This is a genomic window from Achromobacter pulmonis (assembly GCF_902859765.1).
Classification (GTDB): Bacteria; Pseudomonadota; Gammaproteobacteria; order Burkholderiales; family Burkholderiaceae_B; genus Achromobacter; species Achromobacter pulmonis.
In genome coordinates this window covers 1-25726 of sequence record NZ_CADIJV010000004.1, presented here as the reverse complement: position 1 = coordinate 25726, position 25726 = coordinate 1, and the positions used below count along the sequence as shown (strand labels likewise).

19 protein-coding genes and 1 pseudogene are annotated in these 25726 nt (G+C 68.0%); 8 read left to right on the top strand and 12 right to left on the bottom strand.

Translation table 11 applies throughout. The annotated features are described in order from the left end of the window. Positions 1-23 precede the first annotated feature (23 nt). The 3 genes from HV701_RS05135 to HV701_RS05125 all read right to left on the bottom strand — a co-directional run bounded on the left by HV701_RS05135 (position 24) and on the right by HV701_RS05125 (position 2870). Complete coding sequence (locus HV701_RS05135; RefSeq protein ID WP_175132001.1) at positions 24-1001, bottom strand: Bug family tripartite tricarboxylate transporter substrate binding protein; 978 nt, start codon at positions 999-1001, stop codon at positions 24-26. Positions 1002-1122: 121 nt separating this feature from the next. Continuing rightward, positions 1123-2028, bottom strand: a complete 906-nt coding sequence (locus HV701_RS05130; protein ID WP_175132000.1) for a pirin family protein — start codon at positions 2026-2028, stop codon at positions 1123-1125. Between the two features lie 143 nt (positions 2029-2171). Further along, the gene (locus HV701_RS05125; RefSeq protein WP_175131999.1) at positions 2172-2870 is read right to left on the bottom strand and encodes a pirin family protein; all 699 of its coding nucleotides are present in this window, start codon (positions 2868-2870) and stop codon (positions 2172-2174) included. Positions 2871-3053: 183 nt separating this feature from the next. Between HV701_RS05125 and HV701_RS05120 the strand changes: the two genes are divergently transcribed. Continuing rightward, complete coding sequence (locus tag HV701_RS05120) at positions 3054-3968, top strand: LysR family transcriptional regulator (protein ID WP_175131998.1); 915 nt, start codon at positions 3054-3056, stop codon at positions 3966-3968. A 49-nt stretch (positions 3969-4017) separates the two neighbouring features. Here the strand turns inward: HV701_RS05120 and ntrC are convergent, their stop codons facing one another. The 5 genes from ntrC to rdgB form a co-directional block, all read right to left on the bottom strand. Continuing rightward, positions 4018-5526, bottom strand: coding sequence for a nitrogen regulation protein NR(I) (gene ntrC, locus HV701_RS05115; RefSeq protein ID WP_175131997.1), 1509 nt, complete (start codon positions 5524-5526; stop codon positions 4018-4020). Then, entirely contained in the window at positions 5526-6590 is a 1065-nt protein-coding gene (glnL, locus tag HV701_RS05110; RefSeq protein WP_175131996.1) for a nitrogen regulation protein NR(II), read from the bottom strand. The genes ntrC and glnL overlap by 1 nt, the downstream gene beginning before the upstream one ends. Positions 6591-6779: 189 nt before the next feature. Continuing rightward, positions 6780-8192: a type I glutamate--ammonia ligase gene (glnA, locus tag HV701_RS05105; protein WP_175131995.1), complete on the bottom strand. Its 1413-nt coding sequence runs from the start codon at positions 8190-8192 to the stop codon at positions 6780-6782. A gap of 184 nt (positions 8193-8376) precedes the next feature. Beyond that, on the bottom strand, positions 8377-9600 hold the full coding sequence (gene hemW, locus HV701_RS05100; RefSeq protein ID WP_175131994.1) for a radical SAM family heme chaperone HemW: 1224 nt from the start codon (positions 9598-9600) through the stop codon (positions 8377-8379). 39 nt (positions 9601-9639) lie between these two features. Further along, positions 9640-10263 carry an RdgB/HAM1 family non-canonical purine NTP pyrophosphatase gene (rdgB, locus tag HV701_RS05095; protein ID WP_175131993.1) on the bottom strand — a complete coding sequence of 208 codons (624 nt, stop codon included), beginning with the start codon at positions 10261-10263 and terminating at the stop codon, positions 9640-9642. 126 nt (positions 10264-10389) lie between these two features. Between rdgB and HV701_RS05090 the strand changes: the two genes are divergently transcribed. After that, positions 10390-12246, top strand: a complete 1857-nt coding sequence (locus HV701_RS05090; protein WP_244957764.1) for an EAL domain-containing protein — start codon at positions 10390-10392, stop codon at positions 12244-12246. Positions 12247-12387: 141 nt separating this feature from the next. Here the strand turns inward: HV701_RS05090 and HV701_RS05085 are convergent. Next, positions 12388-13821: pseudogene (locus HV701_RS05085) on the bottom strand (methyl-accepting chemotaxis protein); the annotation flags it as partial. Between the two features lie 233 nt (positions 13822-14054). On the opposite strand from HV701_RS05085, the gene HV701_RS05080 reads away from it, so the two are divergent. Then, complete coding sequence (locus HV701_RS05080) at positions 14055-15215, top strand: acyl-CoA dehydrogenase family protein (RefSeq protein WP_175131992.1); 1161 nt, start codon at positions 14055-14057, stop codon at positions 15213-15215. A 2-nt stretch (positions 15216-15217) separates the two neighbouring features. After that, on the top strand, positions 15218-16582 hold the full coding sequence (locus tag HV701_RS05075; protein ID WP_175131991.1) for an MmgE/PrpD family protein: 1365 nt from the start codon (positions 15218-15220) through the stop codon (positions 16580-16582). Between the two features lie 148 nt (positions 16583-16730). Here HV701_RS05075 and rph read toward each other — a convergent pair whose 3' ends face one another. Next, a complete protein-coding gene (gene rph / locus HV701_RS05070) occupies positions 16731-17465 on the bottom strand; it encodes a ribonuclease PH (protein ID WP_175131990.1) in 735 nt (244 codons plus the stop codon). A gap of 177 nt (positions 17466-17642) precedes the next feature. On the opposite strand from rph, the gene HV701_RS05065 reads away from it, so the two are divergent. Then, positions 17643-18572: a YicC/YloC family endoribonuclease gene (locus HV701_RS05065; protein ID WP_175131989.1), complete on the top strand. Its 930-nt coding sequence runs from the start codon at positions 17643-17645 to the stop codon at positions 18570-18572. Positions 18573-18650: 78 nt separating this feature from the next. Here HV701_RS05065 and HV701_RS05060 read toward each other — a convergent pair whose 3' ends face one another. Both HV701_RS05060 and HV701_RS05055 read right to left on the bottom strand, forming a co-directional pair. Further along, complete coding sequence (locus HV701_RS05060; RefSeq protein WP_175131988.1) at positions 18651-20234, bottom strand: amino acid permease; 1584 nt, start codon at positions 20232-20234, stop codon at positions 18651-18653. 159 nt (positions 20235-20393) lie between these two features. Next, complete coding sequence (locus HV701_RS05055; protein WP_419761614.1) at positions 20394-21893, bottom strand: AMP nucleosidase; 1500 nt, start codon at positions 21891-21893, stop codon at positions 20394-20396. A 261-nt stretch (positions 21894-22154) separates the two neighbouring features. On the opposite strand from HV701_RS05055, the gene HV701_RS05050 reads away from it, so the two are divergent. From HV701_RS05050 to HV701_RS05040, 3 genes are all read left to right on the top strand, one after another. Further along, the gene (locus tag HV701_RS05050) at positions 22155-22451 is read left to right on the top strand and encodes a hypothetical protein (RefSeq protein ID WP_236756551.1); all 297 of its coding nucleotides are present in this window, start codon (positions 22155-22157) and stop codon (positions 22449-22451) included. Positions 22452-22508: 57 nt separating this feature from the next. After that, positions 22509-24590, top strand: a complete 2082-nt coding sequence (locus HV701_RS05045; protein WP_175131986.1) for a TonB-dependent receptor — start codon at positions 22509-22511, stop codon at positions 24588-24590. Positions 24591-24796: 206 nt separating this feature from the next. Beyond that, positions 24797-25390, top strand: coding sequence for a C40 family peptidase (locus HV701_RS05040; RefSeq protein ID WP_175131985.1), 594 nt, complete (start codon positions 24797-24799; stop codon positions 25388-25390). Positions 25391-25726: the final 336 nt, after the last annotated feature.

Sequence of the window (25726 nt, the reverse complement as noted above, 5' to 3'; positions counted from 1 at the left end):
CCGCTGGCACTGGCGTGCGCCGCTCAATCGGCCGACAGCTTCACCTTCTGCGACAGCGCCTTGAACGACTCATGCTGGCTGCGCGTCAGGCGCTCCACCTCGGCGGGCGTCGAACCATACGGCATGAAACCGGCCTGCTCCAGCTTGTCCTTGACCTCGGGCATCGCCAGCGCGGCCTGGAACGCCTCGCTCAGCGCGGCCGTGACTTCCGGCGACATCCCGGCCGGGCCATAGACCGCGAACCACGGGTCCACCACCGCCCCGCCATAGCCCAGCTCGGCCAGCGTCGGCACGTCCGGCAAGGCCGGCGCGCGCTTGCTGCCGGTGACCGCCAAAGCGTGGACCTTGCCCGACTTGATGTGCGGCAGCGAAGCCGGCAGGTTGTCGAACATGACCGGCAGATGCCCGCCAAGCAGGTCGTTCAGCGCCTGCGCGCTGCCTTTGTAGGGAATGTGCTGCATGCCGGCGCCCGTCACCTGCTCGAACATCACGCCCGCCAGGTGCATCGAGGTGCCGGTGCCGGGCGTGCCGAAGGCCGTGCCCGGATGCTGCTTGGCGTACGCCACCAGTTCCTTGACACTGCCCACCTTGAGCGCCGGCCCGGTTTCCAGTACCACCGAGGACGCGCCCAGCATGCTGATACCGGTGAAATCCTTGGTTGGATCGAACGGCATCGACGGGTAGACGAAGGGATTGAGCGCGTTGGTGGAAATCGCGCCGAAGCCGATGGTGTAGCCGTCCGGCGCGGCCTTGGCCACGGCGTCCATGCCGATGTTGCCGCCGGCGCCCGGGCGGTTCTCGACGATGACGGGCTGGCCCAGCTTCTCGGCGACCTTGGCGCCGGCGGTGCGCGCCACCAGGTCGGTGGTGCCTCCGGCGGTGTACGGCACGATGAATACGATGGGCTTGGCCGGATAGCCGGCGGCCTGCGCCACGGCGGCGCCTTGGACCAGCGCCAGCGCGGCCAGGCCGCGCAGCGCGTTCAGGGAAAAGCGTTGCATGATGTCTCCATCCCGATTGTTATCACGTTAGGGATGCGCATCATACTGCCGCGCCGGCCAGGACGGCGCGGCGCGTTCCAGCCCATGGACACCGGGGCGCGGGCCTGGCCCCGGCGCCGTGTCAGGCGCGCGGCTCGGGCAGCGGTATGAACTCGGTCTCGTCGCCCGGCACGGTCTGGCCGAAGCGGTTGCGCTGCCATTCTTCCTTGGCCTGCTCGATGCGGTCCTTGCTGCTGGAGACGAAGTTCCACCAGATGAAGCGCGGGCCTTCCAGCGGCTCGCCGCCGAGCACGGCGAAGCGCGCGTCGGTACAGGCGCGGATCTGCACCGGACGGCCCGGCGCGAACACGACCAGGCGGCCGCTCTCGAACACCTGTCCATCGACCTCGACCGAACCGATCGCCACGTAGGCGGCGCGCTCTTCGTGTTCGGCGGGCAGCACGGTGACGGCGCCGGCGCGCAACTGCATGTCGCCGTAGAACAGCGGCGAATGGGTCTTGACGGCCGAGGTCTTGCCGAACAGCGAGCCGGCCACGACCTGCGCGCGCACGCCCTCGCCTTCGACCACCGGCTGGGCGTCCAGGCCGTAGTGGGTGAAGCCAGGATCGGTTTCCTCGTGCGCCTTGGGCAGGCCGACCCAGATCTGCAAGCCAGCCAGGCGCTGTGCGGCCTGGCGGCTTTCGGGCGAAGACCGCTCGGAGTGGACGATGCCGCGGCCGGCGGTCATCCAGTTCACCTCGCCGGGCAGAATGGTCTGGGTGTTGCCGGCGCCGTCGCGGTGCACCATCGACCCTTCGTACAGGTAGGTCACGGTGGACAGGCCAATGTGCGGATGCGGGCGCACGTCGATGCCCGACCCGGCCGCGAATTCGGCCGGACCCATGTGGTCCAGGAATACAAACGGGCCGACGGTGCGGCGCTGCGCCGAAGGCAGCGCGCGGCGGACTTCGAAGCCGCCCAGGTCGCTGGTGCGCGGCACCACCACGGTTTCGATCTGGCTGTCGCCGGGTTGGGACAAGGTAGACATGGAATTGCTCCTGTAGGTTGGCCGTCTCGGGGCCATGTTAGGGCTTTGTGGAATCGCCTGCCGCGCCGCCGCCCGATGGCGGGCCGGCCACGCGTATCGAAAACCAGGCCGGACGGACCGTTGGTCCGCCCGGGCGCGGGCCGTCAGGCCAGATCGAATACCAGCACCTCGGCGTTGTCGCCGCCGGACAGCGCCACCCGCGTTTCATCGCTGATGGCGACCGCGTCGCCGGCCGACAGCGCCACGCCATTGACCTTCAGGCTGCCGCGCGCCACATGCACCCAGGCGCGGCGGCCCGGGGCCAACTCCAGCGCGGCCGCCTCGTCGCCGTCGAACAGGCCGGCGTAGAGCCGCACGTCCTGGTGGATCGTCATCGAGCCATCGACGCCGTCACCCGACACCAGGGCCTGCAGGCGGCCGCGCTTTTGCGCGTCGCTGAACGCCTTTTCTTCGTACTCCGGCGCGATGCCGGTGACATTCGGCTCGATCCAGATCTGCAGCATGTGCGTTTCCTGGTCGGCGCGCGGGTTGAACTCGGAGTGCATCACGCCGCGGCCCGCGCTCATCCGTTGCACGTTGCCGGGCTGGATGGTGGAGCCGCTGCCCATGCTGTCCTTGTGCGCGATAGCGCCATCCAGCACGTAGGTGATGATCTCCATGTCGCGGTGGCCGTGGGTGCCGAAGCCGCGGCCGGCGGCGATGCGGTCGTCGTTGATCACGCGCAGCGCGCCGAAGCCCATGTGGGCGGGATCGTAGTAGTTGGCGAACGAGAAGGTGTGGAACGAATCGAGCCAGCCGTGGTTGGCGTGACCGCGTTCGGCGCTGCGGCGAAGGGTAAGCATGGTGGACTCCTGTTTCAAATAAATGAATGGTCTCGCGGCGTCTGGCTTTCTTTGCGTTCTTGCTGAAAGCCTCGCTGCTCAACCGGCATGAGTGACATTGTGCGCGGACTCCGAGACCGGTTTGACGCTATGATTTGAAGAAACCATTCAAATTATTTGAACGATATTTTCCGGAGCGCCTCCATGCAGCCCATCACCCCCGAATTGCTCGTCCTGGTGGATGCGATCGCGCGCCACGGCAGCTTCGCCAAAGCGGCGCGCGAGCTGGACAAGGTACCCTCCGCCGTGACCTATGCGATCCGCAAGCTGGAGGACGGGCTGGATGTGCTGCTGTTCGACCGCTCTGGCCATCGGGCGCTGCTGACGCCGGCCGGCGAGGCCCTGCTCAAGGATGGGCGCCATGTGCTGCAGTCGCTGGACGATCTGGCGTGCCGCGTCAAGCGCATCGCAACGGGCTGGGAGGTGGAACTGCGCATCGCGGTCAGCGCGGTGCTGCCCTGGCGGCCGCTGTACGACCTGGTCGAAGAATTCCAGGCGCTGGGCAGCGCCACCACGCTGCGCTTTTCGACCGAGGTGTTGAGCGGCAACTGGGATGCGTTGACCTCGAACCGCGCCGACCTGGTGATCGGCGCGGGCGCGGCGGGCGAGCCGACCGGACCCTACCGTTCGCAGACGATGGGGCAGGCGCAGTTCGGCTTCTGCGTGGCGGCGCATCATCCGCTGGCATCGCTGCCCCAACCCTTGAGCCGCGCCGACATCACGCGCTATTGCGCGGTGGTGGTGGCCGATACATCGCGCAATCTGCCGCCCCAGTCGCGTGGCATCCTGGCGGAACAGCCCACCCTGGTGATGCCGACCATGCAGGCCAAGATCGAAGCGCAGATCCGCGGCCTGGGATGCGGGTATCTGCCGCTGACCCTGGCGGCGCCTTATCTGGCGCAGGGGGTGCTGGTGATATGCGAGACGGACGAAGGCATGTCGCTGACCGAGCACGTGGCGTACGCCTGGCGCGCGGAGGCGCCAGGAGAGGCCTTGAAGTGGTGGCTGCAGAAGTTGAAGTCGCCGCGCCTGTGCGAGGGGCTACTCGGCATGGCCTGAGCGCGCGCGGGCGGCGCTGCGCCGCCCGCGTGTTCCAGGCAAGCGCGCCCTACTCGTCTTCGATGCCCAGTTCGCGCAGTTTGCGCGTGATGGTATTGCGGCCGATCCCCAGGCGCGAGGCCGCCTCGACGCGCCGGCCACGGCTGGCATCGAGCGCGCTTTGCAGCAGGATCTTCTCGAACTGGCGCGTCAGCGTGGCCATGACGGCGGGTTCGCCGCGTTCCAGGCGGTACTGGGCATCGCGCAGCAGCGAGTCCTGCCAATTGCGCGGGGCGCCGTCGTCGGCCGCCAGCGCGCCGACGGGTGCCTGCTGCACCACGGTGCCGATGGCGGGCACCGCGCTGCCGGCCTGCGCACGCGCGGCAAAGGCGCTGGCCGCCGGCGCGTGCTCCATGGCGCGGATCTCGGGCGGCAGGTCGGCGGGTTCGACGGTCTGCCCGGGCGCCATGACGGTCAACCAGTGGCAGAAGTTCTCCAGCTGGCGCACGTTGCCGGGAAAGTCGAACTTGGTCAGCACGGCCAGCGCTTCCGGCGTCAGGCGCTTGACCGGGACACCGAGCGCGCGGGCGCTGGCGGTGAGAAAATGGTTGGCGAGCGCCGGAATGTCCTCGACCCGTTCGCGCAGCGGCGGCAGGCGCAGCCGGATGACGTTCAGGCGATGGAACAGGTCTTCGCGGAACAGGCCCTGCTCCACCCGCTGCTCCAGCGGTTGGTGGGTGGCGGCGACGATGCGCACGTCGACCCGCACCGGTTGCGCGCCGCCAACCCGGTAAAAGCTGCCTTCGGCCAGCACCCGCAACAGACGCGTCTGCAATTCGATCGGCATGTCGCCGATTTCGTCCAGGAACAGCGTGCCGCCGTGCGCTTCCTCGAAGCGGCCGCGGCGCAGCGTGTTGGCGCCGGTGAAAGCGCCGCGCTCATGGCCGAACAGTTCGGCTTCGAGCAGGTCGCGCGGGATGGCGGCGGCGTTCAGGGCCACGAACGGGCCGCTGGCGCGCACGCCATGGCCGTGCAACGCCCGCGCCACCAGTTCCTTGCCAGTGCCGGACTCGCCGGTGATCAGCACGGTGACCTTGGACTGCGCCAGCCGGCCGATGGCGCGGAACACTTCCTGCATGGCGGTGGACGACGATTGCGTCATCATCCAGCGCTCGTTGTTCTGGGCCTCGCCCTGCCCTTCGGGGGTTTCGGGCTGGGCCGATTCCTGCATGGCGCGCTGGATCAGCGCCACCGCCTCGTTGACGTCGAAGGGCTTGGCCAGGTAGTCGAAGGCGCCGCCCTGGAAGGCGGACACGGTGCTGTCGAGATCGGCGAAGGCGGTCATGACGATGACCGGCAGGCCGGGATGGCGCTCTTTCAACTGGCGCAACAGCTCCAGGCCATTGCCACCGGGCATGCGGATATCGGAAACCAGGGCGACGGGCGTGTCGTGCGACAGCGCTTCAAGCACGTCGGCCGCCTGGGAGAAACTACGGGTGGGGACACCGGCTCGGGCCAGGGCCTTTTCGAGGACCCAGCGGATGGCCTGGTCGTCGTCGACGATCCATACGGGTTTCATCAGTTTGCGGGCTCCATCGGTAGGACCAGGCGGAACTCGGTGCGCCCGGGTCGGGATTCAAATTCGATGATGCCTCCGTGCTGCTGCACGAAATCCTGGGCCAGGCTCAGGCCCAGGCCGGTCCCGCCAGCACGCGCGGTGACCAGGGGATGGAAAATGCGGTCGCGGATGTGCTCGGGCACGCCCGGACCGTTGTCGATGATGGACAACTCCAGCGCCAGCCGATGCTGGCGGTGCGCCAGCATGACCTGCCGGGCGACGCGGGTGCGCAGCGTCACCACCCCGGGCGCCAGGCCGGGCACTTGCGGCCGCGCCACCAGTTCCTGGGCGGCGTTGCGGGCCACGTTGAGCACCGCCTGCATCAGGCGCGCGGCATCGCCTTTCAGGTCGGGCATGGAGGCGTCGTAGTCGCGCACCAGCGTGACGTCGTTGCGGAATTCGGCCTGGATCAGGGCGCAGACGCGCTCGCAGATCTCGTGGATGTTCACCGGCCGCGCGTTCAGCGGCACGCGCTGCGGGCCGCTCAGGCGGTCCACCAGCGCCTGCAGGCGATCGGCTTCGGAAATGATGACCTGGGTGTACTCCGCCAGCGCCGCGCTCGGCAGCTCGGCTTCCAGCAGTTGCGCGGCGCCGCGCAGGCCGCCCAGGGGATTCTTGACTTCGTGCGCGAGGTTGCGCAGCAACTCGCGGTGCGCCTCGATCTCATCGACCAGGCGGTGGTTGCGGTCGGCCAGCACGCGCTGTTCGATCTCGCGCGTCTCGATTAGGGCGGGCCAGCGTTGGCCGCTCAACCCCACCGTGGTCACCGCCACTTCCACCGATTCGGTGGCGCGGCGCAAAGACGCCAGTTGCCTGACGTCGGCATACCTGCCGGCCGCGGCGCGGTCGATGGACGATTGGATGTTTTCCGGATTATCGAACAGCGTGGCGGCGGAATGGCCGCACAGCTGCTTGCGGGAGCGGCCGAACAGATCCTCGGCGGCCGCGTTGGCGTATTCGATGTGCCCGCGTTCGTTGACCAGGAAAACGGACGTGGCAAGCAGATCGAGAGCTTCTACATTCATTTTCAACGTACCCGAATGACTACAAGGGGGAAATCGGCACACCGGCCCGGCGGCGCTCATCTGCGGCGCCCTGCCCGCCGGCACGGGGCCGGCGGGGCAAACTGTCGGTCGGCGACCTGGCGGTGCGCGCGGTGTCGGCCCTGGTTTCTGCCTACATCATCGCGCTCCCCCAGCCACGGCCTCTGACGATCAGAGGCTGTAGTACATGTCGAATTCGACCGGGTGCGTGGTCATGCGCAGACGGCTCACGTCGGCCATCTTCAGGTCGATGTAGGCGTTGAGCATGTCGTTGCTGAACACGCCGCCGCGGGTCAGGAACTCGCGGTCGTTGTCCAGCGATTCCAGCGCCTGCTCCAGCGAAGAGCACACGGTCGGGATCTTGGCGTCTTCTTCCGGCGGCAGGTCGTACAGATTCTTGTCGGCCGGATCGCCGGGGTGAATCTTGTTCTGCACGCCGTCCAGGCCGGCCATCATCAGGGCCGAGAACGCCAGGTACGGGTTGGCCAGCGGGTCCGGGAAGCGCGCTTCGACGCGGCGGCCCTTCGGGTTGCCCACGTACGGAATGCGGATCGAGGCCGAACGGTTGCGGGCCGAGTAGGCCAGCTTGACCGGGGCTTCGAAGTGCGGCACCAGACGCTTGTACGAGTTGGTACCCGGGTTGGTGATGGCGTTCAGGGCACGGGCGTGCTTGATGATGCCGCCGATGTAGTACAGCGCGAATTCCGACAGGCCGGCGTAGCCGTTGCCCGCGAACAGGTTCTGGCCGTCCTTCCAGATCGACTGGTGCACGTGCATGCCGGAGCCGTTGTCGCCGACGACGGGCTTGGGCATGAAGGTGGCCGTCTTGCCGTAGGCGTGGGCCACGTTGTGCACGATGTACTTGACGATCTGGGTCCAGTCGGCGCGTTGCACCAGGGTGCTGAACTTGGTGCCGATTTCCAGCTGGCCAGCGCCGGCCACTTCATGGTGGTGCACTTCGACCGGCACGCCCATCTGTTCCATCAGCAGGCACATTTCCGAACGCATGTCCTGGAACGAGTCGACCGGGGGAACCGGGAAGTAGCCGCCCTTGACCGCGGGACGATGGCCGGTGTTGCCGCCTTCGAATTCCAGGCCGGTGGACCAGGAGGCCTCTTCCGACTTGATCTTGACGAAGGTGCCGGACATGTCGGTGTTCCAGGTCACGCCGTCGAACACGAAAAATTCGGGTTCCGGACCGAAGTAGGCGGTGTCGCCCAGGCCGGAGGACTTCAGGTAGGCTTCGGCGCGCTTGGCCAGCGAGCGCGGGTCGCGGTCATAGCCCTTCAGGTCGGACGGTTCGACCACGTCGCACGACAGGATCAGGGTCGGCTCTTCGCGGAACGGGTCCAGGTTGGCGGTCGACAGGTCGGGGATGAGCAGCATGTCGGAGGCTTCGATGCCCTTCCAGCCCGGGATCGACGAACCGTCGAAGGCCTGTCCGCTTTCCAGCTTGTCTTCATCGATCGCGCTCGTGGGCACCGACACGTGGTGCTCGCGGCCAACCGTATCGGTAAAGCGGAAATCCACGAATTTGACTTCGTTGTCGGCGATCTGTTTCAGGACGTCTTTCGGGCTTGCCATGTCATCTCCATTAGATAAAAGGGTCGAGGGCTGTGCCGCTCGACTGGCATAAAAGAGGGAAGCAATAAGCGTGCCAGGTTTTACCCCCGGGATTGCCCGGGGGAGGCGACAAGGCGATGGGAAAATGTAGCACCATTCTGGTGCAAATAATGGGGCATGATTGCCCCATTGTGGTGCCTGATTGCTACAGGAACATTTCCTGCAGATCGTTCAGGAAGCGCCAGCCCAGCGGCGTGGCCCGCAGGCGGGTGGGATCGGCGTCCAGCAGGCCCTTGTCGGCGGCTGCCTCCAATTGGTGCGCGATCGCCGCGAGCGACAGGCCGGTGCGTTCATTGAACAGGGTGGCCGCCACGCCGTCCTTCAGGCGCAGCGCGTTCAACATGAACTCGAACGGCAGTTCGTCCGGGCCGACCTGGCGGCTTTCCGCCAGATGGCTGCCGTCGCGCGCGGCCGCCGCCCGCATCCAGGAGTCGGGACTGCGCAGCCGGGCCTCGCGCACGATCCGGTCATGGAACGACAGCTTGCCGTGGGCGCCCGGTCCCAGGCCCAGGTAGTCGCCGAATTCCCAGTAGTTCAGGTTGTGGCGGCAGCGCGCACCCGGCCTGGCGTAGGCCGAGACCTCGTAACGCGCCAGGCCGGCCGCCGCCAATTCGGCCTCGACCGCGTCCTGCATGGCGGCGCTGGTGTCGTCGTCCGGCAAGTCCTCGGGCGGAAACTTGGCGAACACGGTGTTGGGTTCCATCGTCAGGTGATAGAGCGACAGGTGTTCGGTGCCGAACCCGATGGCCTGGCGCAGGTCGCGCACGCAGGCTTGCAGGGTCTGCCCCGGCAACGCGAACATCATGTCCAGGTTGACGCGCGGCGCGGCGCGCTGGGCCATGTCGATGGCGGCGCGGGCCTGGGCCGCGTCGTGGATGCGGCCCAACTGCCGCAACTGCGCGTCGTCAAAGCTCTGGATGCCCAGCGAGAAGCGGGTCACGCCGCTGGCGGCGTAATCGCGGAACCGCCCGGCCTCGGCGGTGCCGGGGTTGGCTTCCATGGTGATTTCCGCGTCCGGCCACACGTTCAGACAGGCGCGCAGCATCGCCAACAGCTCATCCAGGCCCGCTGCCGACAGCAGGCTGGGGGTGCCGCCGCCGATGAAGACCGACACAACCTGGCGGCCCCAAATCGAGGGCAGTGCCTGTTCCAGGTCGCTGCGCAGCGCGTCCAGATAGGCGCGCTCGGGAATCCCGCCGTCGGGCGTAGCGTGCGAATTGAAGTCGCAGTAGGGACATTTGCGCACGCACCACGGCACGTGCACGTAGACCGACAGCGGCGGCAGGCTGGTCAGGCTGGCGCCGGCCGGCGTGACCAGGCGCGGACGCGCCGCGCCCATGTCGTTGCGGATGGGGATGGTGATGGACATTCGAGATATTCCGGCGGGCGGCGCGTATGCGCGCGGTGGTCAAGCCTGGTTCAGCTTGCTCAACAGTTCGCGCAGGGCGCGGGCGCGATGGCTGATGCGGTTCTTTTCCTCGGGTTCCAGCGCGGCCGCCGTCAGGCCCTGGTCAGGCAAGAAGAAGTGCGGGTCGTAGCCGAAGCCGTTGGCGCCTTCCGGCTGGTCGATGATCTCGCCCTGCCACAGGCCCTCGCCAATCAGCGGGCGCGGATCGTTTTCGGCGCGCACCAGCGCCAGCACCGCCACGTAACAGGCGCTGCGGTCGGTGGCCGCGGCCAGCTTCTCGACCAGCAGCGCGTTGTTGGCCGGGTCCGACTTCTCGCCGCCATGCATCTTGGCGTAGCGGGCCGAGTACACGCCCGGCGCGCCGTCCAGCGCGGCCACGCACAGGCCGGAATCATCGGCCAGCGCCGGCAGGCCGGTCAGGCGGCTGGCGTGGCGCGCCTTGGCCAGGGCGTTTTCGACAAAAGTGACGTGGGGTTCCTCGGCTTCGGGCACGCCAAGCTCACCCTGCGGCACCAACTCGATACCGAGCGGCGCGAACAAGGCGGAAAACTCGCGCAGCTTGCCGGGGTTGTTGGAGGCCAGCACGACGCGGCGCAGGGATTCGGGAATCTTGGGAGAGGTCATGGCCGAAATTGTATAGGGCGCGGCGCCGCGGCCAGGGAGCAACCCTGTCCGCGGCGCAACAACACCGACATATTTCATTGTCAATATGGCCGATCTTGTCACTGATCGTATCTGAATGTCCCGGCGATGAACCCACTTCACGCTCTGCCCCGGCCGGCCGCGGCCAGCGCGTCCCCTCTTTCCGCCAGCGCCGCCGCGCCCGTCCCGGTCAGCCTGGCCGGCATTCTGCGCGAACGGCTGCTAAGGCCCCGCTTTCAGCCGGTCATCGACCTGTCGCACAGCCGCATCTACGGCCATGAAAGCCTGATCCGCGGCCCGGTCGACACCCCCCTGCACTTTCCCGACGCCCTGTTCGCCGAGGCCCGCCGCCAGGGCGTGCATCCCCAATTGGAGCTGGCCAGCTTTCGCGCCGGCGCCCAGGGCTTCCACCAGCACGCCGCCGCCGGCAAGCTGTTCCTGAACCTGTCGGGCTCGGCGCTGATCCACTACTGGACCCTGTGGGGCGACGAAATGCCGCTGCGCCTGCTCAAGGATTGCACGCTGGCGCCCTCCAGCATCATTGTCGAGCTGACCGAACAGGACCCGCTGTCCGAACACATGGCGACGCTGGGCAGCGCCTTCGCCTGCCTGCGCGAATTCGGCATGCGCATCGCGCTGGACGACTACGGCGTGGGCAATTCGAACCTGCAGCTTTGGGCCGAGATGCAGCCCGACCTGGTCAAGATCGACCGCTATTTCTTCAACGGCATCGGCCACGACGACCGCAAGCAGAACATGGTGCGCGCCATTCTCAAGGTGGCGCAGTATCTGGGCACCGCCATCGTCGCCGAAGGCATCGAGACCGCCGAGGACCTGGCGGTGGTGCGCGACCTGGAGATCCGCTACGCCCAGGGCTGGCTGCTGGGCCGCCCCGACGAAGCCCTGCTGACCGAGCTGACCCCGCCGCTGCGCGATTCGCTGCGGGTGCGCACGCCCGCCCCGCTGTCGCAGCGCTCGGCGGGCGGCACCGCCGCCAGCCTGCGGGTCGAAGCGCCGGCCGCGCTGCTGAACCAGCACACCAACGACGACGTGCACCGCCTCTTCATCGAGCACAAGAATCTGCACGCGGTGGCGGTGGTCGACGGCGACAATCGGCCGGTGGGCATCATCAACCGCCGCGATTTCTCCGAACACTATGCGCAGCGCTACACCCGCGAGCTGTTCGGCCGCGATACCTGCTCCACGTTCATGAATGCCGAGCCGGTGCTGGTCGACCTGGACGTGTCGATCGACCAGTTGAGCCATGTGCTGATCTCGGAAGACCAGCGCTACCTGATGGACGGCCTGATCATCACCCGCGACGGCCGCTACGACGGTCTGGCCACCGGCGAGACGCTGGTGCGCTCGGTGACCGAAATGCGCATCGAAGCCGCGCGCTACGCCAATCCGCTGACCTCGCTGCCGGGCAACATCCCCATCAGCCGGCACATCGCCACGCTGCTGGAGGACGCCGCGGATTTCACCATCTGCTATGGCGACCTGAATAATTTCAAGCCGTTCAACGACGTCTATGGGTATTGGCGCGGCGACGACATGATCATGCTGACCGCCGAAGTCATCAAGCGCCATTGCGATCCGCTGCGCGATTTCGTCGGCCACGTCGGCGGCGACGACTTCGTGGTGCTGCTGCGCAGCGCCGATTGGCGCGAACGCATCCAGCGCATCATCGCCGAATTCAATGAGCGCGCCGTCGATCTGTACGACGATCAAGGCCGCCGCAACGGCGGCATCGAGGCCGAGGACCGCTACGGCGTGCCGCGCTTCTTCCCGTTCGTGACGCTGGGCGTCGGCGCGCTCACCGTCACGCCTTCGCTATGCGAGCGCATCCGCCCGGAGGACATCGCGTCGGCCGCCGCCCATGTCAAGCACAAGGTCAAGCATGGGAACCTGTCGCTGGTGGCCGAGCGCTACAGCGGCGCCGCCCTGCCGCAACTCGCTCCCTGACGCCAGCCCGGCGGCCGCCGGGACGATCTGGAACACCGATACCGCGCGCCGCAGGCCCTGGGCCTGCTGCTCCAGCGCGGCCGCGGCGGCGGCGGTCTGCTCGACCATGGCGGCGTTTTCCTGAGTGCTGCGCTCGATGTCGGCCACGGCGTCGTTGACCGACGCAATGCCCGCCGCCTGCTCGGCGGTGGCGCTGGAGATCTCCGCCACGATCTGGGTGACGCGATCGACCGAGGCCAGCATGTCGCGCATGGTGTCTCCGGCCAGACTCACCTGGCGCACGCCGGCCTCGACGCGCGCGGCCGAATCCTCGATCAGGCCCTTGATTTCCTTGGCCGCCTGGGCGCTGCGCTGCGCCAGCGAGCGCACTTCGCCCGCCACCACCGCGAAACCCTTGCCTTGCTCGCCCGCGCGCGCCGCCTCCACCGCCGCGTTCAGCGCCAGGATGTTGGTCTGGAACGCGATGCTGTCCACCACGCCGACAATCTCGCCGATGCGGCGCGCGCTGTCGGCGATGCCCTGCATGCTGGTCACCACTTCCTGCACCGCGACGCCGCCGCGCTGCGCCAGCTGGGTGGCGCTATGGGCCTGACGGCTGGCCAGGTCGGCGTTGCCAGCGGTGGTCTGCACCGTGTGCGCCAGTTGTGTCATGTTGGCCGCGGCCTCCTGCAGCGAGCCGGCCTGGCGCGCGGTGCGGTCCGACATGTCGGCGCCGCCGGCGGCGATCTCGCCCGAGCCGGCATGGATTTCCTCGACCCCGCGGCGCACCGACGCCACCGCCGCCGACAGGCCGGTCTGCATGCGGCGCATGGCCGAATACAGCACGCCGATCTCGTTATCGCCATGCGCCGCGATCTGTCCGGTCAGGTCGCCGTCGGCGATGCGGTCGAAGTGCGCGCCGGCCTCGTTCAATGGCCGCAGGATACGGCGGCGGAACGCCAGCCGGATCAACACCGCCAGCGCCAGCACGAATGCCAGCACCGCCGCCGCCACCATCGTCACCCGTTGCATGGTCTGGCTGGCGCCAGCTACCGCCGCCTGACCCTGCTGGCGCGCGTAGGCCTGATAAGCGTCGGCCTGCTTGACGTAGGCCGAGCCCGACACCGGCAGCACGTTGTCGACCAGCCGGTTGACCTCGATGCCGTTCCAGCCCTTGATGGCCTTGAACATGGGCGCCAGCGTCTGGTCGGCAAAGGCGGCGTAGGCTGCCAGCGCCTGATCGAACAGCGGCGCGCCCTGGGCGCTGGTATCGGGATTGGCGCGCAGCCGCGCCAGGCTGGCGGCAGCCTGCTTGAGCAGCGCATCGGCGTGTGCCAGCGACTGGTCACGGCCTTGCTCCAGCCCGCTTTCCATGGCGGTCTTGGCATCGGTCAGCGCGGCGCGCGCCTGGAACAGGCGACTGGTCATGTCCGACAGGTCGCTGGCGCGCTCGATGCTGCCCCGGCCCAGCGCCTCGATGTCGGCGCGGTTCTCCCGCAGCACGAAGACGCCGGCCGCCGCGGCCAGCGCGAACAGCACCACGAACAGCGCCAGAATGGCGGAAACCGCCGTCGTCACTCTGATATTTTTCCGCATATCCATCCATCTGTTGCATCGCCACCGGGGCGTATGCGGCCGATTATGGGGATGCAGTTTGGCAATTTCTTGACACAACCCCGGCCGGTCCATGACGAACGGCCGTCACATGAATGCGCTTTTGCGAACAGGAACCCCGTATTAATGAATTGTGAATTGGCAGGCGCGGCCCCTTGCGGCACATTCGATCCTGTCCCGAATTCCACTTTCCCATCGACACCGCAGCCCATCCCATGTCTCAAGCCTCCCACGCCTACCAGGACATCCGCGAAGCCGTCCGCGACCTGTGCGCCCAGTTCCCCGCCGAATACTTCCGCAAGGTCGATGAAGAACGCGGCTACCCCGACGCCTTCGTGCGCGCCCTGACCGAGGCCGGCTGGCTGGCGGCGCTGATCCCGCAGGAATACGGCGGCTCGGGCCTGGGCCTGACCGAAGCCTCGGTCATCATGGAGGAAATCAACCGCAGCGGGGGCAATTCCGGCGCCTGCCACGGCCAGATGTACAACATGGGCACCCTGCTGCGGCATGGTTCCGAGGCGCAGAAGCGCGACTACCTGCCACGTATCGCCGCCGGCGAGCTGCGCCTGCAGTCCATGGGCGTGACCGAGCCCACCACCGGCACCGACACCACCAAGATCAAGACCACCGCCGTGCGCCGCGGCGACCGCTACGTCATCAACGGCCAGAAAGTCTGGATCTCGCGGGTGCAGCATTCCGACCTGATGATCCTGCTGGCGCGCACCACGCCGCTGGACCAGGTCACGCGCAAGTCCGAGGGCATGTCGATCTTCCTGGTCGACCTGCACGAAGCGGTCAAGCACGGCATGTCGATCCGGCCGATCCCCAACATGGTCAACCACGAGACCAACGAGTTGTTCTTCGACAACCTCGAAATCCCCGCCGACAACCTGATCGGCGAGGAAGGCAAGGGCTTCAAGTACATCCTGGACGGCCTGAACGCCGAACGCACCCTGATCGCCGCCGAGTGCATCGGCGACGGCTACTGGTTCGTCGACAAGGTCACCGCCTACGCCAAGGAACGCATGGTGTTCGGCCGCCCCATCGGCCAGAATCAGGGCGTGCAGTTCCCCATCGCCCGCGCCCACATCAACGTCGAGGCCGCCAGCCTGATGCGCTACGAGGCCTGCCGCCTGTTCGACGCCCACGAACCGTGCGGCGCGCAGGCCAACATGGCCAAGCTGCTGGCCGCCGACGCCTCCTGGGAAGCAGCCAACGCCTGCCTGCAGTTCCACGGCGGCTTCGGCTTCGCCACCGAATACGACGTCGAGCGCAAGTTCCGCGAAACCCGCCTCTACCAGGTCGCGCCGATCTCCACCAACCTGATCCTGTCCTACGTCGCCGAACACATCCTGGGCCTGCCGCGCTCCTTCTGACCATGACCTCCGACATCTCCCCCCCGAGCGCCACCCTTGCCGCCTTCGCCGCCAACCTGCGCTTCGAGGACATCCCCGCGCCGGTGCTGCGCCGCGCCGAAGACCTGCTGCTGGACTGTCTGGCCTCGATCCTGGCGGGCGCCGCGTCGCGCCCGGTGCTGGCCATCGACCGCTATGCCGCCCTCATGGGGCCGGCCGACGGCCCCAGCGAAATCCTGATCAACCGGCGCCGCACCTCGCCCGTGTTCGCCGCCATGGTCAACGCCGCCGCCGCCCACGTGGTCGAGCAGGACGACGTGCACAACGGCTCGGTGTTCCACCCGGCCGCCGTGGTGTTCCCGCCGGTGCTGGCGGTGGCCCAGGCGCTGGGCCGCTGCGGCCGCGACGCGCTGGTGGCGGCCGTGGCCGGTTACGAGGTCGGCATCCGCGTCGGCGAATTTCTCGGCCGCTCGCACTACAAGATCTTCCACACCACCGGCACGGCCGGCACCCTGGCCGCCGCCGCCGCCACCGGCCGCCTGCTGGGCCTGTCGCCGGCCGCCATGCTGGACGCCTTCGGCTCGGCTGGCACCCAGGCCGCCGGCCTGTGGGAATTCCTGCGCGACGCCGCCGACTCCAAGCAACTGCACACCGCCCGCGCCGCCGCCAACGGCATCGCCGCGGCCTACCTGGCGCGGGAAGGCTTCACCGGCGCGCGCCACATCCTTGAAGGCCCGCAGGGCATGGCCGCCGGCATGTCGAGCGATGCCGATCCGGCGCGCCTGACCGATCGCCTGGGCACGCGCTGGGCCTTGGCCGAAACCTCGTTCAAGTTCCATGCCTCCTGCCGCCACACCCATCCGGCGGCCGATGCGCTGCAGCAGGTGCTGCGCGAACACGACCTGGCCGAAGGCGATATCGCGCGCGTGGTGGCGCATGTGCACCAGGGCGCCATCGACGTGCTGGGGCCAGTGGTCGATCCGCGCACGGTGCACCAGTCCAAGTTCTCGATGGGCACGGTGCTGGGCCTGATCGCGCGCCAGGGCCGCGCCGGCCTGCCGGAATTCGATGCCGCGCTGGACGATCCGGCGGTGGCCGATTTCCGCGGCCGGGTCACGATGGAACTGGATCCGGAGGTCGACGCCGCCTATCCGCAGCGCTGGATCGGCAAGGTCACGGTGCACACTCGCGACGGCCGCGTGCTGCACGGTCGCGTCGACGAACCCAAGGGCGATCCGGGCAATACGCTGTCGCGCGACGAGATCGAGGCCAAGACGCTGAGCCTGGGCCGCTATGCCGACGCCGCCACCGACGCCGAGCTGCGCGGCCTGATCGGCGCGATCTGGAACCTGGAGCGGGCCGACAAGCTGGGCGCCCTGCTGCCCTGAAACGCCGCCCTCGCGCCATCGGCGCGGGCCGACAAACCAAAACGGGATCACGCCGCCCACGGCCGTGATCCCGTTCTGTTTGGCGCGCAGAGCGCGCCATGTCCGCCTCGTGCCGCGATGTGCTATCGGGCCGAAGCGCGCCTGCCGCTTACGCCAGCGCCGCGCGCTGCGCCTGCACCAGGCCGGCGATGCCGCTTTCGGCCAGGCCCAGCATGGCATCCAGTTCTGCGCGCGTGAAGGTGGCGCCCTCGCCCGTGCCCTGCACTTCCACAAAAGCGCCGCCGCCCGTCATGATGACGTTGACGTCAGCATCGCAGGCCGAGTCTTCCTCGTAGTCCAGATCCAGCACCGGACGGCCCTGCACCAGCCCGACCGACACCGCCGCAACCGCGTCGCGGATCGGGTTGACCGCCAGGTCGCCACGCCGCATCAGCAGCGCGACCGCGTCGGAGGCCGCCACCCAGGCGCCGGTGATGCTGGCGCAGCGCGTGCCGCCATCGGCCTGCAGCACGTCGCAATCCAGGTGCAGCGTACGCTCGCCCAGCGCGCGCATGTCGAATACGGCGCGCAGGCTGCGGCCGATCAGGCGCTGGATTTCCTGGGTGCGGCCGCTCTGCTTGCCGCGCGCGGCCTCGCGGTCGCCGCGTGTATGGGTGGCGCGCGGCAGCATGCCGTATTCGGCCGTCACCCAGCCCTCGCCCTTGCCCTTGAGGAACGGCGGCACTTTTTCCAGCACGCTGGCGGTGCACAGCACATGGGTATTGCCGGCCTTCACCAGCACCGACCCTTCGGCGTAGCGCGTGAAACCGCGCTCCAGGCTGAACGGCCGCAGTTCGTCGACGGCGCGGCCCGAAGGTCGGGCGATGGCGTTGGCAGAGGTCATTGCAAGACTCCAATCAGATTCGGATGGCGGCATTGTACGGGCTGCGGTCGCGGCCCCGCCCGGGTTTGGAGTATCCTGCCGCGATAGACGGGCCGCATATACCCGCCCTCGCCCGCTTCGGCGGACCGGCGGAACCGGCGCGGCCCGATCCAAGACAAGCAACAGGATACCGACACCATGATTCGCAGCATGACCGCCTTCGGCAACGCCCGGGCTGACCTGGAGCAAGGCACGCTGGCGCTGGAACTGCGCAGCGTCAACAGCCGCTTCCTCGACCTCTATTTCCGCCTGCCCGACGAGCTGCGTCATGTGGAAACGCCGCTGCGCGAACTGCTGACGGCGCAATTGGCGCGCGGCAAGGTCGAGATCCGCGTGTCCTACACCCGCAACACCAGCACCGACCTGTCGAAACTGGAGCCGGCCTGGCTCGAAAGCCTGGCCGAACAGTTGCAGGCCGCGCGCCGCATCCTGCCCGACATCGCCGCGCCGCGCCTGGTCGAACTGTTCAACTGGCCCGGCCAGCGCGCCAATGACGCGCTCGACCCGCAAGTGTGGGGCGCGGCTTGCATGCAGGCCGCGCAGGAAGCGCTCAAGCAACTGCAGGATGGCCGCGCGCGCGAGGGCGAACGCCTGGCCGGCATGATGCGCGAATGCGCCGACGGCGTGGCGACCATCGTCGACCAGGTACAGCACCATCTGCCGCAACTGCTCGCCGACCACCGCGACAAGCTCGCCGCCAAGCTGCGCGAAAGCGTCGAAACCGCTTTTCCGGGCGGCTTCACGCATATTTCGGGCGCCGAGCTGTCCGAGCGCCTGTCGCAGGAAGCCAACTTGTTCGCGCTGCGCATCGATGTCGCCGAGGAACTGTCGCGCCTGCGCTCGCACCTGGAAGAACTGCGCCACCTGCTGACCGACGGCGGCGGCAAGCCCGCGGGCAAGAAGAACGCCGGCAGCGCCGGCAAGCGCCTGGACTTCCTGTTCCAGGAAATGAACCGCGAGGCCAATACGCTCGGTTCCAAGGCCGGCAGCATGGACGTCACCCGCGCCGCCATGGACCTGAAGCTGCTGATCGAGCAGATGCGCGAACAGGCGCAGAACATCGAGTGACCCGGAAACAACAAGGCCGCCGCGTTGCCGCGGCGGCCTGGGCCGGATGCAGGGGCCGCGGACATCCGCGGCCTTTTTTCATCGCCCGCCCGTGCCGGGCGCGGGGGCCGTCTGCGGCCCGACCGTGGCCGGTTCGCCGCGCAGGGCCGAATCCAGATAGGCGCTGCGCGCCCGGGCGTCGGGGAACGTCATGTCCTTGTAGCTGACGAAGCGCGAACCCTTGGTCAGGCGGTAACCCAGCCAGATCAGCAGGAACAGCGGGATGCCGATATAGGTGGCGGCCACGCCGCCCCAGTCGATGCGGTGTTCCAGGAAGGCCTGGTAGTTCTGGCCCAGCGTAATGACCAGGCACAGCACGAAGGCGAAGATCGGGCCGAACGGGAAGAACGGCGACACATACGGCAGGTCGGCCAGGTTGCGGCCCTGTTTGACGTAGCCGCGGCGGAAGCGGTAATGGCTGATCGCGATGCCCAGCCAGGCGATGAAGCCGGTCATGCCCGAGGTGTTCAGCAGCCAGATGTAGACCGCCTTGGGGCTGAAGATGAACGAAAAGAAACAGAGCGCCGCCACCACGGTGGTGGCCAGCAGCGCCCACAGCGGCACGCCGTTGCGCGCCACCCGGCCGAAGATGCGCGGCGCCTTGCCGTCGCGCGCCAGGCTGTAGAGCATGCGCGTGGCCGCGTACATGCCGGAATTGCCGGCCGACAGCACCGAGGTCAGCACCACCGCGTTCATGATCGACGCCGCCGCCAGCAGCCCGGCGCGCTCGAAGATCAGCGCGAACGGGCTGACGCTGACGTCGGTGACGTCGTTGCGCAGCAGGTGCGGGTCGGTGTAGGGAATCAACAGGCCGATCACCAGGATCGCCATCACGTAGAACAGCAGGATGCGCCAGAACACCTGGCGCACGGCGCGCGGCAGGTTGCGCGCGGGGTCTTTGGATTCGCCAGCGGCGATGCCGATGAGTTCGGTACCTTGGAAGGAAAATCCCACCACCATGGCCACGCCGATCAGCGCCGCGAAACCACCGGCAAACGGGGCATCGCCCACCGTCCAGTTGGCCACGCCGCCGCCCTCGCCGCCGCGGATGATCCCCAGCAGCATCATCACCCCCATGGCGACGAACGCCAGCACCGCGATCACCTTGATCAGGGCGAACCAGAATTCGGCTTCGCCAAAGCCGCGCGCCGACAGGGCGTTCAGGCCGAAGGTGATGGCCAGGAACAAGGCGCTCCAGTAGACCCCCGGCACATCCGGAAACCAGTACGCCATCACCAACTGCGCCGCCACCAGGTCCACCGCCACCGTGACGGCCCAGTTGTACCAGTAGTTCCAGCCCAGCGCGAAACCGAAGCCGTCTTCGACGTAGCGCGCGCCGTAGGTCGAGAACGACCCGGACACCGGCATGGCCGCGGCCAACTCGCCCAGGCTGGTCATCAGGAAATAGACCATCACGCCGATCAGCACGTAGCCCAGCAGCGCGCCGCCGGGGCCGGCCTGGGCGATGGTGGCGCCGGAGGCCACGAACAGGCCGGTCCCGATGGAGCCGCCCACCGCGATCATCGTCAGGTGGCGCGCCGACAGCGCGCGGCGCAATTCGGACGATTCTGACGCCCCTTGCTTGCCGCCGTCGCGGTGCTGGTCGTGTTCCGGTAATGCCAAAGTCGAGTTCCTTCAGAGCGAAAAGGCCCCCGCGGATTGTGTCCCCGGGCGCCGTGGGATTTCCACGCAACGCGCGAGCATAGCGCAACTGCCCCCGGCCGTGGAAACGGCCAGGGGCAGTCGGGGGTCCGTCCCCCTCGGGGGATATCGGCTACGGCGCTATTGAAACGCCGTTTCCATGAACGTGCGCAGCTTGCGCGAATGCAGCCGCTCGGGCGGCATGCCGCGCAGGCGCTCGAGCGCCCGGATGCCGATTTCCAGGTGCTGATTGACCTGGCGCCGGTAAAAGGCGCTGGCCATGCCAGGCAGCTTCAGCTCGCCGTGCAGCGGCTTGTCCGACACGCACAGCAGCGTGCCGTATGGCACGCGGAAGCGAAAGCCATTGGCGGCGATGGTGGCCGACTCCATGTCCAGGGCGATGGCGCGCGACTGCGCGAACCGCTCGACCAGTTCGACGTGATCGCGCAGCTCCCAATTGCGGTTGTCGATGGTGGCCACGGTGCCGGTGCGCATGATGCGTTTCAGATCCCAGCCGGACAGCCCCGCGACCTCTTCCACCGCCTGCTCAAGGGCCACCTGCACCTCGGCCAGGGCCGGCACCGGCACCCAGGTGGGCAGGTCGTCGTCGAGTACGTGGTCCTCGCGCACGTAGCCGTGGGCCAGCACATAGTCGCCCAGCCGCTGCGAATCGCGCAGTCCGGCACAGTGGCCCAGCATCAGCCAGGCGTGCGGGCGCAGCACCGCGATGTGATCGGTGATGGTCTTGGCGTTGGACGGCCCCACGCCGATATTGACCAGCGTGATGCCGGAATGGTCCCCGCGCACCAGGTGGTAGGCCGGCATCTGCGGCAGGCGCTGCGCCTGGCCGTCATCGGCCGGCCCGGATTCGCCGCGCCGCGTGATGCGGTTGCCCGGTTCCACCAGCATCTCGTAGTCTTCGTTGCCGCTGGCCATCAGCGCCCGGGCGCGGGCACAGAACTCGTCGACGTAGAACTGGTAATTGGTGAACAGCACGAAATTCTGGAAATGCGCCGGCGCCGTCGCGGTGTAGTGCTGCAGGCGGTGCAGCGAATAATCCACCCGCTGCGCCGTAAAGGGCGCCAGCGGCTTGGGTTCGCCGTCCTTGCCGCGCCAGGAACCATTGACAATGGCGTCGTCCGTCACCGCCAGATCGGGCACGTCGAACAGGTCGCGCAGCGGGCGCTTGAGCGCCTCCAGGTGCTCGCCTTCGACATAGGCGCCCTCGGGGAAGGCGAAGTGCAACGGAATCGGGGAATCGGATTCGCCGACCTCCACCGCCACGCGGTGGTTCTGCAGCAATTGGCCGACCTGCTCGATCAGGTAGTCGCGGAACAGGGCCGGCTGGGTGACGGTGGTCTGGTAGATGCCGGGCTCGGCCACGTGGCCGTACGACAGGCGCGTGTCGATGGGGTCGTAGGTCTCGACCAGGATGCGGATGGCGGGGTAGTAGGCGCGGGCCCGTTCGCGGCCGCTGGTGGCCCCCTTCAGGACATCGCGGAATGCCGCGCGCAGGAAAGCGGTATTGCGCGCATAGATTTCGGCCAACCGGTCCACCGCCGCCACCGCGTCGTGGTAGGGCTCGAAAGGCATCGCCTCGGGCCGGTTCATCGAGGACAAAGGGTGTACTGCGTTCATCATTGAGCTTGACTCCGCTTTCTTATGGTCTTCTTTCAGCGGCTGCTCTCGGCGATCTAGCCGGGAGGGCCGATGCCGACGATTATGCCCGACCCCGGGGCGCCATGAAGTGTCATATTCGGCCGCGTTGCGCGGCGTGGCACGGCCGACGTGGATCGCCACAACATTAGAAACAATATATCATTCCGTTTTTTTGCGATTCCGACCTCGTCCATGCCGCCGGCCCCTCGTCCCCGCTCCGATGCGCGCCTTGCCCGATGGGCAATGCTGGGCTGGCTGTGCGCCTGCCTGCTGCTGTCACCGCTGGGCGGCGTGCGGCATGCGCTGTCGCACCTGCCCGGCGCTCCCGCCTCCAGCCAGGACGATGCCCACACGCCGGACAAGCTGGGGCACTGCGACCTGTGCCATATCTGGGACCTGCTGGACGCCACGCTGCCGGTGTCCTTTGTCCCCATCACCGGCAGCGCGCCGCGCATCGCGCCGCCTGCGCCGGCCCCGCGCGGCGCCACCATCGCCGTCCTGCCCTGGTTCCAATCGCGCGCCCCGCCCGTCGCGGCCTGAAATCCGCCACCCGATTTCAACCGCCGCCGCCCGCCGGCCGCAACCAGGATTGCCACCATGTCTTTTGCTTCTTCCCACGCGGGGACGCGTTCGTCCGTTCGCGCCTTTTCCCTGAGCCCGCTCGCCCTCGCCTGCCTGCTCGCCTTGCCGCAAGCCGCCCGCGCCCAGGCCGACGCCCCCACGCTGTCGCCCGTCATCATCACCGCCAATCCCCTGGGCAGCGAAGCGCTGACCTCGCCATCGACCGTGGTGCAGGGCACCGCCCTGGACCTGCGGCGCGCCTCGAACCTGGGCGAAACGCTCAACGGCCTGCCAGGCGTGTCCACCACCACCTACGGCCCGATGGTGGGCCGCCCCATCATCCGCGGCATGGACGGCGACCGCATCCGCTTGCTGAACAACGGCGTCGGCTCGCTCGATGCCTCGTCGCTGTCGTTCGACCACGCGGTGCCGCAGGACCCGCTGTCGACCAACCTGGTCGAGATCCTGCGCGGTCCGGCGGCCCTGCTGTATGGGGGCAGTGCCATCGGCGGCGTGGTCAACACCATCGACAACCGCATCCCCACCGAACCCATCGACGGCATCCACGGCGACGTGGCCGGCAGCTATGGCGGCGCCAACAACGACCGCAACGGCGCGATCCAGCTCGAAGGCGGCGACGGCACCTTCGCCATCCACGCCGACGCCTTCAGCCGCAAGACCGGCGACCTGCGTATCCCCGGCTACGCCCGCACCGCGCAACAACGCGCGGCCGACGGCCCCGACCAGGACCAGCCGCGCGGCAAACTGCCCAACAGCGATGGCCAGGCCAGCGGCGGCGCGCTCGGCATGTCCTGGACCGGCGACCGCGGCTATGCCGGACTGTCCTACAGCGGCTATGACTCGAACTATGGCTCGGTGGCCGAGCCGGACGTGCGCATCAAGATGCGCCAGGAGCGTTTCGGCTTCGCCAGCGAGCTGCGCGACCTGGACGGCCTGTTCACCAGCGTCAAACTGAACTTCGCCTATACCGATTACCAGCACAAGGAAATCGAGGACGGCGAGACCGGCACGATCTTCAAGAACCGCGGCTACGAGGCCCGTATCGAGGCGCGCCACGCCGACATCGGTCCGCTGCGCGGCGTGGTCGGCCTGCAACTGGGCCAGACGCGCTTCTCGGCCTTGGGCGAGGAAGCCCTGGTGCCCACCACCGACACCGACTCGGCCGCCTTGTTCGCGCTGGAGGAATGGAAGATCGACGACCGCCTGACGCTGAGCGCCGGCGCGCGCGCCGAGCACACCCGCCTGACCCCGGGCGGCGGCGGCAATGAACGCTTCGACGGCGCCAACCGCCGCGCCTTCACCGCCGGCAGCTTCTCGCTGGGCGGCATCTACAAACTGGACAGCGCCTGGTCGGTGGCCGCCAACACCGCCTACACCGAGCGTGCGCCGACCTTCTACGAGCTGTATGCCAACGGCCCGCACGCCGCCACCGGCCAATACCTGGTGGGCGACCAGAACCTGGCCAAGGAACGCGCCTGGTCCGGCGACCTGTCGCTGCGCTACAAGAAGGACACCGACAGCGCCAGCGTCGGCGTGTTCTACAGCCGCTTCTCCAACTACCTGGCCGAGATGAACACCGGCCGCTTCCGCGACGATGACGGCGGCCTGGTGGCGGCGGGCGATGACGACGCCCTGCCCGAGGCCCGCTACCAGGGCGTGTCTGCAAGCCTGTATGGGGTGGAGGCCGAAAGCCGCACCCGCGTGCTGCAACGGGGCGGCCACAAACTCGACCTGGGCCTGTCGGGCGATTACACGGTGGCCCGCAACAATGACACCGGCCGCTCGCTGCCACGCATTCCGCCGCTGCGCCTGCGCGTCGCGCTGGACTACGGTTTCGGCCCGTACAGCGCCGGCCTCAGCGTGTCCAAGGCCTTCGCCCAGCACAGCCGCCCGGACAACGATACCGCCACCCCTGGCTACTACAGCCTGGACGCCAACGCCGGCTACCGCTTCAAGGTTGCCGCCGTGCAATGGCAGGCCTATGTGCGCGGCATCAACCTGACCAACCAGGAGATCCGCTACGCCACCTCGGTGCTGCGCGATGTCGCCCCTGAAGGCGGCCGCGCCGTCATGGTGGGGTTGCGCGGCAGCTTCTGAGCCTGAACCCCATCGCCCCTCGCCCGGCCGGGCGAGAGGCGATGGGCGCAGCGTTTGAATGCTGCAATGCGCTACAAATGTAATGAAACTTTATTCCATTACAATGCGGTGGCAGTTCGTGAAGCTCAAGCCTCCCCTGCCCCTTTCCGCCGGCTTGTTCCCTGAAACAAAGCCATGCCGCCCACTCCGATTCCTGAAGTGACGTAATGACGCCGCCCACGCGAAAAGCCCGCTTTGCCTTTCTCCGCCTTCCCGCTTTGTTGTCAGCGCCCCTGCTGGCCCTGACGTTCTCCTGGTTACCCGGCGCCGCCCAGGCGTCCCTCCCCACCGAACAGGCCCGCGCCTCCCTGTCCGGCCTGCGCCTGGCGCAGGAACCCACCGTGCCCACCCTGCGCGAACGCGTGGTGCAAGCCGGCCTGGCCGCCATCGGCACCCCTTATAGCTGGGGCGGCGAAGACGCCGCCGAAGGCTTCGACTGCAGCGGCCTGGTGCTGTACGTCTACCGTGAGATCGCCGGCCTCGAACTGCCGCGCACCGCGCGTCAGCAACGCGCGCGCGGCGACACGGTGCGCAACAAGAAACAGCTCAAGCCCGGCGATCTGGTGTTCTTCGCCACCCGCGGCCGCGGCATCACCTCGCATGTCGGCATCTATATCGGGCAGGACAAGTTCGTGCATGCGCCGCGCCGTGGCGCCAAGGTGCGCGTGGACGAAATGAAGAATCCGTACTGGTCCAAGCGCTATCTCGGTGCGCGCAGCTACATCGATACGGCCAAGGGCCAGATGCTGGCGCAGAAGTAGATAAGCCGCCACGCCGCGTGCTGTGCGCTCGCGGCGCCGTGTAGGGGATGTCTTGCCGTGAGGGCGCCGGCGCCTTCGCCCTCCAGCACGCCTCGATCCAGCATGATCAATCGGGTCGGTGCTCTTGCCGCTAAGCGCCATTGCTCACGGCGCTTCTTGCTGCGGGGGTGAAAAATGCCGCGGCGGCGGGCGATCCCCCAGCGATTCAGGCGGCCACACTGCCGACGCCCATGCCGGCCACGATCCGCCGTTTGGCGCAGGGGGGGGGGGGGGGGGGGGGGCGCCGCTTTTCTCTTTTTTGTGCGGGGGGGAAAAAATGTGTTTTTTTCTTCTCTC

Excerpts from the sequence above, each read along its gene's own strand:
- HV701_RS05090 (WP_244957764.1), top strand. The coding sequence starts at position 10,390 with ATGAACCCACTTCACGCTCTGCCCCGGCCGGCCGCGGCCAGCGCGTCC.
- HV701_RS05045 (WP_175131986.1), top strand. The coding sequence starts at position 22,509 with ATGTCTTTTGCTTCTTCCCACGCGGGGACGCGTTCGTCCGTTCGCGCC.
- HV701_RS05050 (WP_236756551.1), top strand. The coding sequence starts at position 22,155 with ATGCTGGGCTGGCTGTGCGCCTGCCTGCTGCTGTCACCGCTGGGCGGC.
- HV701_RS05125 (WP_175131999.1), bottom strand. The coding sequence starts at position 2,870 with ATGCTTACCCTTCGCCGCAGCGCCGAACGCGGTCACGCCAACCACGGC.
- hemW (WP_175131994.1), bottom strand. The coding sequence starts at position 9,600 with ATGTCCATCACCATCCCCATCCGCAACGACATGGGCGCGGCGCGTCCG.
- HV701_RS05065 (WP_175131989.1), top strand. The coding sequence starts at position 17,643 with ATGATTCGCAGCATGACCGCCTTCGGCAACGCCCGGGCTGACCTGGAG.
- HV701_RS05040 (WP_175131985.1), top strand. The coding sequence starts at position 24,797 with ATGACGCCGCCCACGCGAAAAGCCCGCTTTGCCTTTCTCCGCCTTCCC.
- HV701_RS05075 (WP_175131991.1), top strand. The coding sequence starts at position 15,218 with ATGACCTCCGACATCTCCCCCCCGAGCGCCACCCTTGCCGCCTTCGCC.
- HV701_RS05080 (WP_175131992.1), top strand. The coding sequence starts at position 14,055 with ATGTCTCAAGCCTCCCACGCCTACCAGGACATCCGCGAAGCCGTCCGC.
- HV701_RS05055 (WP_419761614.1), bottom strand. The coding sequence starts at position 21,893 with ATGATGAACGCAGTACACCCTTTGTCCTCGATGAACCGGCCCGAGGCG.
- rph (WP_175131990.1), bottom strand. The coding sequence starts at position 17,465 with ATGACCTCTGCCAACGCCATCGCCCGACCTTCGGGCCGCGCCGTCGAC.
- HV701_RS05120 (WP_175131998.1), top strand. The coding sequence starts at position 3,054 with ATGCAGCCCATCACCCCCGAATTGCTCGTCCTGGTGGATGCGATCGCG.
- glnL (WP_175131996.1), bottom strand. The coding sequence starts at position 6,590 with ATGAATGTAGAAGCTCTCGATCTGCTTGCCACGTCCGTTTTCCTGGTC.
- HV701_RS05135 (WP_175132001.1), bottom strand. The coding sequence starts at position 1,001 with ATGCAACGCTTTTCCCTGAACGCGCTGCGCGGCCTGGCCGCGCTGGCG.
- rdgB (WP_175131993.1), bottom strand. The coding sequence starts at position 10,263 with ATGACCTCTCCCAAGATTCCCGAATCCCTGCGCCGCGTCGTGCTGGCC.
- glnA (WP_175131995.1), bottom strand. The coding sequence starts at position 8,192 with ATGGCAAGCCCGAAAGACGTCCTGAAACAGATCGCCGACAACGAAGTC.
- HV701_RS05130 (WP_175132000.1), bottom strand. The coding sequence starts at position 2,028 with ATGTCTACCTTGTCCCAACCCGGCGACAGCCAGATCGAAACCGTGGTG.
- ntrC (WP_175131997.1), bottom strand. The coding sequence starts at position 5,526 with ATGAAACCCGTATGGATCGTCGACGACGACCAGGCCATCCGCTGGGTC.